The organism is Mycobacterium sp., assembly GCF_965229105.1.
Lineage (GTDB): Bacteria > Actinomycetota > Actinomycetes > Mycobacteriales > Mycobacteriaceae > Mycobacterium.
Genome location: NZ_OZ245858.1, coordinates 5,922,476 through 5,934,380, shown reverse-complemented (window position 1 = coordinate 5,934,380; position 11,905 = coordinate 5,922,476). Strand labels below are relative to the sequence as shown.

The following is an 11,905-nucleotide window of genomic DNA, read 5'->3' as shown; positions in this document are numbered from 1 at the left end:
GGGCCGCCTGCGGGTCCGATCTCAAAGCAGCGATGGGTGGCATCAGAAGGGGCGCGTAGAACGTGGTGGCTCTGTTGCGCCGGTTAATGGATCTCGTCGCGCCCCTACCTCCCGAGCAATCGGGCACTGGCACTGGGTTGTGCCGCCTGCTTTCCAGTACTGACACGTTCGCCCGTGGCACCGGGTAGCTTTCTCGAAGCTGTGTATCTGGAGGCAGCTCATCGAGCACCTCGATGTCCCTGTGGTGCCACGGATATCGCAAAAGGCAGGCCCGTTTCTTGGCGAAGGTTGAAAACCCGGCCAGTCGCGCGGGATGGGTACTAGTCAACGTCGCAACACCCATGGAACCTGTTGACGACGGTTTGAAGACCCGGCCAGTCCCGACGTTGGCTAGAACTCACCCCGTCGTCAACAATTTGAAGCGAGCAGGGCGAGGAAAAGCAGTGTCGACGCCGGTTCCACTCGCGGGCAGGGCATTTTGGAGACACGCGCTGAGCGGTTCGGATATACCCGGAGTCAGACGAGCCGAGCCAAGCGTCAACACTGCTGTCCGTGGCCATGAAAAAGTAGCCCACTGGTGGCCAAGTAGGGGACTGCCCCCAGTTTGGTTGACTCCTGACCTGTGAGGATTCGTCCTTGCTGGAAGGATCAATTCCGTGCCGAAAGCATTTCCCGCCGAGTTCCGCGCTGACGTGATCGCTGTAGCCCGCAAGGGTGAGGCGCCGCTACGTCAGATCGCGAAGGACTTCGGCATCTCCGAGGCCTGCCTGCATCGCTGGCTCAAGATCGCCGACCGCGAAGACGGTATCGACCGAAAAGGAGCAACCGCGGCCGCGGGTGACGTCTCTGCCGAGCTGCGTGAAGCGCGCAAACGGATCAAGCTCCTCGAGCAAGAAGCCGAGATCATGCGCCGTGCCGTCGGCTACTTGTCGCGGGACGTCAACCCAAAATGATGTACCCGCTGGTCCTTGATCTTGCCGCAGACGGTGTCCCCGTCACGGTGACCTGCCGGGTTCTTGGCTTCTCTACCCAAGCGTTCTACAAGTGGCGCAAAGCCCCTGTGACACAACGCGACTTGGACGATGCACATCTCATCAACGCCGCCCTCGACATCCACGCCGACGACCCCACCTTCGGCTACCGCTTCATCGCCGATGAACTCCCCGCACTCGGGATCATCGCCGGCGAGAACAGAGTGGCTCGACTGTGCTCGCAAGAACGCATCTGGTCGGTCTTCGCCAAGAAGCGCGGACTGAACAGGAAGGCCGGGCCACCCGTGCACGACGACCTCGTTGGCCGCCAATTCTCTGCCCAGACCGCCAACGAGATCTGGTTAACCGACATCACCGAGCACCGCACCGATGAAGGCAAGCTCTACCTCTGCGCCATCAAGGACGTGTACTCCAACAGAATCGTCGGCTACTCGATCGACTCGCGGATGAAGGCGTCGCTGGCCGTGGCCGCCCTGCGTCACGCCGTCGGCGTCCGCTCGCCCGTCGCTACGATCGTGCATTCCGACCGCGGCAGCCAATTCCGGTCACGGAAATTCGTGTACATGCTGTCGCACAACGGGTTACGAGGCTCCATGGGCCGCGTCGGGGCATGTGGAGATAACGCCGCCATGGAGTCTTTCTTCGCACTATTGCAACGTAACGTCCTCGACCGGCAACGGTGGTCCACCCGAGCCGAACTGCGACTGGCGATCGTCACCTGGATCGAGCGCACCTACCACCGACGCCGCCGCCAACGCGCCCTTGGCAAGCTCACCCCGATAGAGTTCGAACTGCTCCACACCCCAGCCGCAACCGCGGCCTGAAATTCACACCCCGCGAGTCAACTGAACTCGGGGCAGTCCCTAGAGGTATCCGCTGGTCCTAGACAGACGTTGCCGACGACAGTGTTCCCGTCACGGTGACCTACCGGGTCCTTGGTGTCTACACCCAAGATTTGTAGAGAGTTGCGTAAAGCACTTCTTAGACAGCGTGATTGGAATGATGCGCACTCGTTCAACGCTGCCCGAGATATCCATGCTGCCGACCCGCGCTTGGGCAGCGTTTCATCGCCACGATCTCCCCGCTCTAGGGGTCACCGCCAGGGAGAACCGCGTCGCGCGCCGCGCTCACAAGAGTGGATCTGGTCGATCTTCGCGAGGAAGGGTGTCAGCTCCGGTTGAATTGTCAGCAGCCTGTTCCGGAATCACCTGCTCACTTTTCGACCGGAACTGACAGAAGGGGAGCAGTCTCAGATCCTGGCCACCGGTGCACGACGATCTCGTTTGATCGTCAGTGCTGCGCAGCGGCCCGAAAACACGAGTTGCTGCGGTCAGCTGGAGCCCGCTGCGAAATTTTCGGTCAAGGCATCGACGATGGGTCGCCACACCGCCGGCGGCAGGTCGTGGCCCATCCCGTCGATCACCACGAAGCGCGCACCAGGGATCGCCGCCGCCACGGCGCGGCCATTGCGCAGCCGCAGCATCGGATCGGCCGAACCGTGCAGAACCACCGTCGGCGCCGTCACCGCCTTGCTGTAGGCCAGCAGGCTGCCGGTACCGAGCACCGCGTCGAATTGGCGCAACATGCCGGGGGGATAGGTGCAGCGCTGCGCGAGATCGGAAACCCGTTGCCGCAGTTCGCCATCGGAGGGCAGATAGTTCGGTCCGTTCATCACCGCGACATTGCGAACCTCATAGGCCAGCTTCTCCTCATCGGAGGCGTCGGCGGCAGGAGTGTCGAAGGACAGCTTGATCACCCGCCAGGCCGGTGGCGCCGAGAACGCCCTACCGGTGGTCGACATGATGACCCCGAGCGAGCGCACCCGCTCGGGACTGGTGGCGGCCAGGATCTGGGCGATCATGCCGCCCATCGACGCACCGACGACGTGCACACCGTCCACACCGAGATGCTCCAGCAGGGCACGCACATCGTCGGTCATATCGACCAGCGTGTACGGCACGGGACTGGACCTGCCGAAGGTGTAGCGGGCAATGCGCCGGTAGAGCGATCCGTCGGCACGACGGCCGTGCATCTTGGCCGACAACCCGGAATCGCGGTGATCAAAGCGGATCACCCGGTACCCGGCGTCGATCAGCTGCGCGCAGAACCCGTCAGGCCACATCGGCAGCTGCGCGCCGAGCCCCATGATCAGTAGCACCGCAGGGTCGGCCGGATTACCGAGGTCCTCGTAGAACAGCTCGACAGTGCCGTCGGGGGTCTCGCGGCGAGCGACGCCGGTGGTGCTCTGCATCCTTACCGTTCTACCCGGCGTTCCTGGCCGGTGACCCGTCCGTGTTCGGGTGAACGGGCGAGGCTGTTGCGGTGTAACAAAACTCAGCGGATATCCGAGGTGCTAGTACGCGCGTACGGCGCCGGGTGCGATGTCACTGGGTTCCGTATCAAGACCGGAGGCATCGATGAGCTTGATCGTCCGTATCGCCGGAGTGTTCGTTGCAGCGCTGGCCCTGCTGGCCACCGCCGGCGGTCTGTCCGCCGCAACGGGTGATCCCCTCATCGGAAAAACCTATGCCGAAGCCTCCGCCGAGGTGGCGGGGTGGAACGGGACACCGAAGGTCTCCACCGTCGTCGGCAGCCGGCTGACCACCGACGAATGCCTGGTCTCCTCCTGGCAGAAGTCGAGTGCACTCGACAGTGCCGGGAATCGACAGCAGAACATCTACTTGATCAACCTGAACTGCAATGCCCCTGTGGCGTCCGCGGGATCACCGGGCGACGCCCTCACCAGCGCCGCCGACGGCGTTCCTACCCGCTGACGGGAGCCTTACCCCACGGCGTCAGCCATGACGTCGCTTCCCAACCCTCCAGACCGGCGAGCAGCTCGTAGAGGGTTGCGCCGTCGATGCTCTCCCGGATGATGTCGCCTTGGCCGGCATGCCGGGCCAGTTCCTCGATCATGTGGAACAACACCCAACGCACCGACCACGCGGCGACGTCCTTGGGGAACCATGGCGCATCCTGGGGTACCGGGACCGCCGCGTCGAAATCGGCCGACTCCAACAACCGCAGCGTCTCGGTGCTCTGTGCCTCGAACCTGGTGAGCAGCTCGGCCAGCGTCTCGTCGTCACGCATCACGAACTCGTCGGTGTATTCGGCCTGCCGCACGTCCATCGGTCGGTCGTCGTCCGCGGGTGCCGCCGGGGCTGCGGCGACGCGCTGCATCCACATGCGCTGAACGCCGGTGGCGTGTTTGATCAGGGCGCCGATCGACAGCGCGCTGACGGTCGGGGTGGCCCGGGCCTGCTCATCGGTCAACCCGAAAGCCAGCGCGTGATAGGCGTACTGCTGTTGGAAGAGGTAGGCGCGCAGGGCTTGGCGCTCATCGGCAACGGGGGGCGGCATGGCGGGCATGGTCAGTTCTCCTTGTGGGGTGTGGGCTGGTGTGCGTAAAGATCACGGATACAGGCGATTTCGGCACCGTGGTGGATGACTTCGCGGTTGATGTGCAAAACCAGGTCGAGCATCGGCTTCTCGGCGAACGGGCCTTCGGCGGGACCGATCGGCCGCGCCAGGGCGTCATCGTCGAGACCCCGCACCCCGTCGTACCAATGCCGGTAGGCATCGTCGAGTTGCTGGAGTGCGGTAGCGGCGGCGGTGGCATAAGGCCAGCTCTGATAATCGGCGCTCGGAGCGCCGAAATGCGAGTGGTTTCGCATCGCGAGGACACCGACGATGACGTGCGCGAGCCGCCACGAGATGGTCGTGAAGGGTGCCGGCTCCGGCGCCGGGAACTCAAAATCGATCCCGCCGTCACGACGCAGGGACCAGCACCCAGGGACCGGCTCCCAGAAGTACTCGTCATCGGTCAGTCCGGCCAGGCGGGGCCGCAGTTGTGTGCGCCAATGCCAGTCCAACTGCTCGGCCAGCGACGCGCTCAGGTCTGTCATGGTCACACCGTCTCAGGCGTTTAGGACAGTTCCGGTCCTAAGAGTGGGAAATACTGGCGCCATGTCCGAAACCACCAGTCGCGTGCTGCAGCTGTTGGGGCTGCTGCAGTCCCGCCGGGTCTGGAGCGGAGTGGAGCTGTCCGAGCGCCTCGGGGTGACAGGGCGCAGTGTGCGACGCGATATCGAACGGCTGCGTGATCTCGGCTATCCGGTCCAGGCGGGCAAGGGCCACGGCGGCGGGTATCAGCTCGGGGCGGGGGCGGCGCTGCCACCGCTGCTGCTGGACCCGGACGAGGCCGTCGCGATGGCCGTCTGCCTGCGGCTGGCTGCCGGCGGCAGCGTGGCCGGTATCGGGGAATCGGCGCTGCGGGCACTGAGCAAGCTGGACCAGGTGATGCCGGCGCGGTTGCGTTCGCAGGTGGCTGCGGTGCACGACGCCACGGTCACGTTGACGCCGAACGCGAACAATCCGGTGGACCCCGAGGTGTTGATGACCTTGGCCAGGGCCAGCCGGGACCGTGAACATGTCGACACCGGCTACACCGACCTGCACGGCAACGCGACGCAACGCCGGCTGGAGCCCTACCAGTTGGTGACCACCGGACGGCGCTGGTACCTGCTGGCCTATGACCGGGACCGCGAGGACTGGCGCAGCCTGCGGCTGGACCGGATGGCCAATGTCGTGGCGCGCGGCACCACCTTCACCGCGCGGGATGCGCCCGACGCGGCAAGCTATGTCAGCCGGTCGATCAGTAGCTCGCCCTACCGGTATATCGCCACAGTCCGCTATCACGCCGCTGCTGAGGCGGTGGCACAACACTTTTCACCGACATCAGCGACCATCGAGGCCGACGGGCCCGATGCGTGTGTGGTCACCGCTGGGGCCGACGACCCGGAACGCCTGGTGCTCTATCTGGCGATGGTGAGCTGCGATTTCGAGATCATCGGCCCGCCCGAGGTAGTCGCCGCCGCACAGTCGATGGGCGAACGACTGCGTCGCGCAGGCGCCGCCGGCGGACAGTCGGTCGGTCCGAAGGGTGCCGCAACCGCAGCCGCAACAGCAGCAGCCGCCGGTGCGCCTCGAAGGACAGGGCGAGTGGATCGGTCCTCATGATGTCTCCACTGTGGCACAACCGCGGCATCGGTCAATGTGACCCGCCGCACGCCACAGCCAAATGATCTGCCGTTCAACAACACCGGTGTCTGCCGTAGAGCCCCGTTTACCGGGCGTTTCTCTCGTTGCTGCGCGGATACCCGCAATTCGTGGTGCGCAGATGCGTACAGTGCGGACATGCCGCTGACGGTGCTCACCGCCGAGTCCACCGGGCTGTTCATCGGACCGGCCGATGCGCCGCTGCAACTGGTGCGGGTCAGCGTCATCGGAGCCACCCAGCCCACCCCCATCCACGTCAGTGGCACCGGCCTGGTGACGGCTGGTCTGACGATGGCAGCTGTCGGGGACTCCACCGTGGAGGTCCCGGTCGCGGTGAACACACCCGAGCCTGGCCGGAACCGGGCGGCGACGGTGATCGCCGACGGTGCGGTAACCCCGTTCACCTTCGTCGACGCCGAACCCGGCTGGACGATGTTCATGATCAGCCACTTCCACTATGACCCGGTGTGGTGGAACACCCAGGCCGCGTACACCAGCCTGTGGACCGAGGACCCGCCCGGTAAAGCGCGCCAGACCAACAGCTTCGAGCTGGTGGCCGCCCACCTCGAGATGGCGCGCCGCGAACCGGAGTACAAGTTTGTCCTCGCCGAGGTCGACTACCTCAAGCCGTACTGGGACACCCATCCGCACGACCGGGCAGATCTGCGCGCGTTGATCGCGGCGGGCCGCGTCGAAATCATGGGCGGCACCTACAACGAACCGAACACCAACCTCACCGGCCCCGAGACGGGGATCCGGAACCTGGTGCACGGGATCGGTTTCCAGCGTGACGTGCTCGGCGCCGACCCGGCCACCGCGTGGCAACTCGACGTGTTCGGACACGATCCGCAGTTTCCGGGGATGGCCGCCGATGCCGGGCTGACCTCGAGTTCGTGGGCGCGTGGGCCGTTTCACCAGTGGGGGCCGATGGCAGGCGACGGCGATCCGGCGCGGATGCAGTTCGCCAGCGAATTCGAGTGGATCGCACCCTCGGGCGTCGGACTGCTCACCCATTACATGCCCGCGCATTACTCGGCGGGCTGGTGGATGGATTCCGCCGCCACGCTGCAGGAGGCGCAGGCCGCGACCTACCACCTGTTCGAGGGTCTCAAGGCGGTGGCGGCCACCCGCAACGTGTTGCTGCCGGTCGGAACCGATTACACGCCACCGAACAAGTGGGTCACCGAGATTCACCGGGACTGGAACGCGCGCTACACCTGGCCGAAGTTCGTTTGCGCCCTGCCGCGCGAATTCTTCGCCGCGGTCCGCGCCGAACTCGACGATCGCGGGGTGGCCGCCTCGCCGCAGACCCGGGATATGAACCCCATCTATACCGGTAAGGACGTGTCGTTCATCGACACCAAACAAGCCAACCGGGCCGCTGAAGCCGCGGTACTCGACGGCGAGCGGTTCGCGGTATTCGCGGCGCTCCTCGCTGGTGCGTCGTATCCGGAACCGGCGTTCGCCAAGGCCTGGGTGCAGCTGGCGTACGGCGCGCATCACGATGCCATCACCGGTTCGGAGTCCGATCAGGTCTACCTCGACCTGTTGACCAGTTGGCGCGATGCGTGGGAGCTCGGCCGGGCAGCCAGGGACAACTCGCTGGCACTGCTGTCAGAGGCGGTGGACGGCGAGATCGTGGTGTGGAACCCGTTGGCGCACAGTCGAACCGATATCGTCACGGTTCGACTGGCTGAGCCGATCGGTGACGAAGCACGGATTGTCGGTCCGGGCGGTGACGAAATACCCGCCCTGGTCGAGCACGGGGGTCACTCGATCAGCTTCGTGGCGCGCGATATCCCGTCGCTGGGCTGGCGCGGCTACCGCGTGGCCGCCGGTGCGGCGACGGGTTGGCTGCCGCTGGCAGGTGACGTGATTGCCAACGGGCACTATCGATTACGGGTGGACCCGGCCCGCGGTGGCGGCGTGGCGTCACTACTGCGTGACGGTCGGGAACTGATCGCCGACGGGCAGGTGGGGAACGAACTCGCGGTGTACGAGGAGTATTCGGCACACCCGACGGCAGGGGAGGGCCCGTGGCATCTGCTGCCCAAGGGTCCGGTCACCGTCTCGTCGGGCACCGCCGCGACGGTGCAGGCCTATCGCAGTGCACTCGGTGAACGCTTGGTGGTACGCGGCAGCATCGGCGATGTTCTGCGCTACACCCAGACGTTGACGCTCTGGGACGGCATCGACCGGGTGGATTGCCGCACGGTCATCGATGAATTCACCGGCGCGGACCGGCTGCTGCGACTGCGCTGGCCGTGCCCCGTCCCAGGGGCGATGCCGGTGAGCGAGGTCGGCGACGCCGTGATCGGACGCGGGTTCGGGCTGATTCACGACCCGGCTGATCCCTCGGTCTCGGTCGACACCGCCGCCCATCCGTGGACGCTGGAGAACCCGGCCTACACCTGGTTCGGTGCCTCGTCGGCTGCGCGAATCAGACTGGACGACGGGGTGTTTCGTGCGGTGTCGGTCGCCGAGGTGGTGGCGCCGACCGAGGTCGAGTCCAGCCCGTTGGCCCGCGACCTGATGGTGGCGCTGGTCCGGGCCGGGGTGACGGCCACCTGCTCGTCGGCGGGCAAACCGCGCTACGGCTATCTCGACGTCGACTCCAACCTGCCCGATACCCGCATCGCGCTCGGCGGTCCAGAGCAGAACACCTTCACCGCGGAGCTTCTGGCTGACGCTGATCCGGCCTACACCGATGAATTGCGGCGCCAACTGGCTGACTCGGGCACCGCGCGGGTCTGGGTACCCGCCAGCGGCCCGCTGCCCGCGCAGTGGGTACCGGATGCCGACCTGCGCGGAGTGCGGACACTGCCGGTACTGGTGATCGCGGGACGCGACGCCGACGCCCTGCGCGCGGAGATCGCCACGGTCGCCGAGGATCTCGACGATGCCGAAATCCGGGTCACCCAACAGGCACCCGCCGGTATGGAGCGGGCCGAATCAAGGACGGTGGCGCTGCTGAACCGGGGCGTGCCCAGCTTCGCGGTCGACCGCGACGGCACCTTGCACACATCGCTGATGCGATCCTGCACCGGTTGGCCGTCGGGGGTGTGGACCACCCACGAACGCCGCAGCGCGCCCGATGGCTCGCATTTCCAACAGCAGCACTGGACCCATACCTTCGACTACGCGCTGATCGCCGATGACGGGGACTGGCGCCAGGCCGGCATCCCGGCTCGCAGTGCCGAATTCTCCCGCCCGCTGCTAGCAGTCAGGACCGCCGGCGGCGTCGGGTTACCCGCGGTCGGGGCACTGTTGCGCCTCGACGCGGGCGCGGGTGCCGTCCATCTCGACGCGCTCAAAGCGTCGGGCAACCCGACCGCTGGTGGCAGTGCACGCCCCGTCGACCCGTCAGAGGTCACCCTGCGGGTCATCGAAACACACGGTGCACCAACCACAGTCAGCATCGACTCCGACGTGGCGGCAGTCTCGGCCCTGACCACCGCGAACCTTCTGGAGGAGCCCAGGGCTTCCATCGACACCCTTGAGCTGCACGGCTATCAGATCAGCACCGTCCTGGCCCGCCTCGAACCGCGTTCGTCGGGCTCCCGCAACGCGGCTGAGCTCGCACCCGATGCCGAAGCGGCACAACCGCTCTACGCCCGCTACTGGCTGCACAATCGGGGCCCCGCGCCGCTCGGTGGGCTCGCCGCCGTCGCGCACCTGCACCCGCACCGATGCGACGCCGTCGCCGGTGATCCGGTGACTCTGCGCCTGACCGCGGCCAGTGACTGCACCGACACCCCACTGTCGGGCACGGTGACACTGCGGTGCCCACCGGGGTGGTCGGCCAGCCCCGCCCAGTTGCCATTCGAGCTGACCCCCGGTGGGTACCTCGACGCCGATATCACCATCGCCGGGCCGCCAGACGCCGAGCCGGGGTGCTATCCCGTCCGCGCCCAACTCAGCCTCGACAGTGCCGATATTCCCAGCGCATGGCACCAGACAGTCGAAGACGTCGCTCTGGTGACGGTCGGCGGCGCGGTCAGTGGTTTGCTTCGAATAGTCAACGAGCCCAACGATATTGAGCTGGTCGCCGGTACCAGTGCCCGACTGGCGGTGACAGTGGGCACCGATGCGCATGCCGACCTGACGGTGGAGGCCCACCTCATCAGCCCATGGGGCACCTGGGAGTGGGTCGGCCCCGCGGCCGTCGGTATCGTGTTGCCCGCTTCGGGAACCGTCGAGGTGGCCTTCGACGTGGCACCGCCACCGTGGATCGAACCGGGGGAGTGGTGGGCACTGATCCGAATCGCCTGCGCCGGTGAGCTTCTGTACACCCCGGCCGTGCGGGTGCGAGTCATCGGGGCAACGCCGTGACCGCGGCAATCGTGGCCGGGCAACCAGTGACCGCCGCCGAGGTCGATGCCCGCGAACAACGATTGCGCTCTGGCCCGCTGACCGACGCGCTCCCGATTCCCGGTACCAGCGAGGGCAGGCAGCTCCGTCGTTGGTTGACCCAACTGATCGTGACCGAACGGGTGATCGTCGCGCAGGCCGCCGCGCTGGGCGTGACCGCCGACGGTGCGCCGAGCGAAACGGAGGTGCTGCCCGATGTGACCGCCCGCCTGGAAATCGGCAGCATCACCGCGTCGATACTCGCAGATCCGTTGGCGCGGGCCTTATTTCGAGTAGTGACGGCTCCGGTATCCGTTATCGACGATGACGTCGCGGCTTACCATGAGCGCAACCCACTGCGCTTCGCCACCAGCACACAGACCGCGGCAGGCTGGCGGATGCCGGCACCGCCGCCGGAGCTTGAGGAGGTCAGGCCGATGATCACCGAGCACCTGATGGCCGCTGCCCGCCGCCGCGCATTTCGGGGCTGGCTCGACGAGCGCGTCGCGGCACTGGTGGTACTCGCCCCCGGTTACGAGCATCCCGGCGACCCCCGCCAACCCGACAACACCCACAAACACTGATGGCCGACCTCACGCTGGCCCTCGATATCGGCGGTACCAAGATTGCCGCCGGACTCGTCGATGCCGACGGCACGCTCGTCGCATCCCAGCAATTGCCCACCCCGGACACAGACGCCGAAGCGATCTGGCACGTCGTTGCGGAGCTGATCGCGGCGATGACGACCGGTACCGGGATCCGCGGTGTCGGGATAGCGTCAGCGGGGCCGATCCACCTGCCGACCGGCACCGTCAGCCCGATCAATATCACTGCCTGGCAAGACTTCCCGATCCGCGACAGAGTCATGGCAACACTGCCCGGCGTGCCGGTCCGGCTCGGCGGCGACGGTCTGTGCATGGCGCTCGGCGAGCACTGGCGCGGCGCCGGGCGGGGTGCGGCGTTCCTGCTCGGGATGGTGGTGTCGACCGGGGTGGGCGGCGGGCTTGTCCTCGACGGCGCACCGTACGACGGGCGTACCGGTAACGCCGGGCACGTCGGTCACGTTGTTGTGAGCGGAGTGGTCGATCAGGGCGGCGAGCTCTGTTCGTGCGGCGGACATGGCTGCGTGGAGACCATCGCGGCCGGCCCGAGGATGACCCGCTGGGCGCGCGAGCACGGCTGGGTGGGGCCGCCGGATGCCGACGCCAAGGAGCTGGCGGACGCGGCCGTCGCGGGTGATCCTGTTGCGCTGCAGGCATTTACCCGTGGCGCTCGTGCGGTCGCGGCGATGATCGCCTCGGTCGGCGCGGTGTGCGACCTCGACCTGGTGGTGATCGGCGGGGGAGTCGCGAAATCGGGTGCGCTGCTGTTCGATCCGCTGCGGCAGGCGCTGCGTCGCTACGCGCGGCTGGATTTCCTCGCCGCGTTGCGGGTGCTGCCCGCCGAACTCGGCGGTGACGCGGGCCTGATCGGGGCGGCGGCACTGCTGCGGGATTGACCGTCTT

At 66.6% G+C, this 11,905-nt stretch carries 8 protein-coding genes and 1 pseudogene; 6 read left to right on the top strand and 3 right to left on the bottom strand.

Annotated features, from left to right (window positions below):
• The first annotated feature begins 656 nt into the window (after positions 1–656).
• Positions 657–1,816 (top strand): IS3 family transposase gene (locus ADBZ9O_RS27905; RefSeq protein WP_526523762.1). Its coding sequence is split into 2 segments (ribosomal slippage): positions 657–948 and positions 948–1,816, totalling 1,161 coding nucleotides; the frame shifts between segments, so codons are not numbered across the junction.
• 506 nt (positions 1,817–2,322) lie between these two features.
• Here the strand turns inward: ADBZ9O_RS27905 and ADBZ9O_RS27900 are convergent.
• Positions 2,323–3,243, bottom strand: coding sequence for an alpha/beta fold hydrolase (locus tag ADBZ9O_RS27900; protein WP_526526461.1), 921 nt, complete (start codon positions 3,241–3,243; stop codon positions 2,323–2,325).
• Between the two features lie 166 nt (positions 3,244–3,409).
• On the opposite strand from ADBZ9O_RS27900, the gene ADBZ9O_RS27895 reads away from it, so the two are divergent.
• Positions 3,410–3,766, top strand: a complete 357-nt coding sequence (locus ADBZ9O_RS27895; protein WP_526526460.1) for a hypothetical protein — start codon at positions 3,410–3,412, stop codon at positions 3,764–3,766.
• Here ADBZ9O_RS27895 and ADBZ9O_RS27890 read toward each other — a convergent pair.
• Both ADBZ9O_RS27890 and ADBZ9O_RS27885 read right to left on the bottom strand, forming a co-directional pair.
• Positions 3,756–4,361, bottom strand: coding sequence for a DinB family protein (locus tag ADBZ9O_RS27890; protein WP_526526458.1), 606 nt, complete (start codon positions 4,359–4,361; stop codon positions 3,756–3,758). The two genes, ADBZ9O_RS27895 and ADBZ9O_RS27890, sit on opposite strands and share 11 nt — an antisense overlap.
• A gap of 2 nt (positions 4,362–4,363) precedes the next feature.
• Positions 4,364–4,897, bottom strand: a complete 534-nt coding sequence (locus ADBZ9O_RS27885) for a DinB family protein (RefSeq protein WP_526526456.1) — start codon at positions 4,895–4,897, stop codon at positions 4,364–4,366.
• A gap of 61 nt (positions 4,898–4,958) precedes the next feature.
• Here ADBZ9O_RS27885 and ADBZ9O_RS27880 point away from each other — a divergent pair.
• From ADBZ9O_RS27880 to ADBZ9O_RS27865, 4 genes and pseudogenes are all read left to right on the top strand, one after another.
• Positions 4,959–5,900: pseudogene (locus ADBZ9O_RS27880) on the top strand (helix-turn-helix transcriptional regulator); the annotation flags it as partial.
• A gap of 294 nt (positions 5,901–6,194) precedes the next feature.
• Complete coding sequence (locus ADBZ9O_RS27875) at positions 6,195–10,382, top strand: glycoside hydrolase family 38 N-terminal domain-containing protein (protein WP_526533578.1); 4,188 nt, start codon at positions 6,195–6,197, stop codon at positions 10,380–10,382.
• Positions 10,379–10,984: a DUF7158 domain-containing protein gene (locus tag ADBZ9O_RS27870; protein ID WP_526526454.1), complete on the top strand. Its 606-nt coding sequence runs from the start codon at positions 10,379–10,381 to the stop codon at positions 10,982–10,984. Before ADBZ9O_RS27875 ends, ADBZ9O_RS27870 begins: the two co-directional genes overlap by 4 nt.
• Complete coding sequence (locus tag ADBZ9O_RS27865; protein WP_526526453.1) at positions 10,984–11,898, top strand: ROK family protein; 915 nt, start codon at positions 10,984–10,986, stop codon at positions 11,896–11,898. The genes ADBZ9O_RS27870 and ADBZ9O_RS27865 overlap by 1 nt, the downstream gene beginning before the upstream one ends.
• Positions 11,899–11,905: the final 7 nt, after the last annotated feature.

Bases quoted from the DNA above. Each gene is read 5' to 3' on its own strand.
- ADBZ9O_RS27895 (WP_526526460.1), top strand. From the start codon at position 3,410: ATGAGCTTGATCGTCCGTATCGCCGGAGTGTTCGTTGCAGCGCTGGCC.
- ADBZ9O_RS27865 (WP_526526453.1), top strand. From the start codon at position 10,984: ATGGCCGACCTCACGCTGGCCCTCGATATCGGCGGTACCAAGATTGCC.
- ADBZ9O_RS27900 (WP_526526461.1), bottom strand. From the start codon at position 3,243: ATGCAGAGCACCACCGGCGTCGCTCGCCGCGAGACCCCCGACGGCACT.
- ADBZ9O_RS27890 (WP_526526458.1), bottom strand. From the start codon at position 4,361: ATGCCCGCCATGCCGCCCCCCGTTGCCGATGAGCGCCAAGCCCTGCGC.
- ADBZ9O_RS27885 (WP_526526456.1), bottom strand. From the start codon at position 4,897: ATGACAGACCTGAGCGCGTCGCTGGCCGAGCAGTTGGACTGGCATTGG.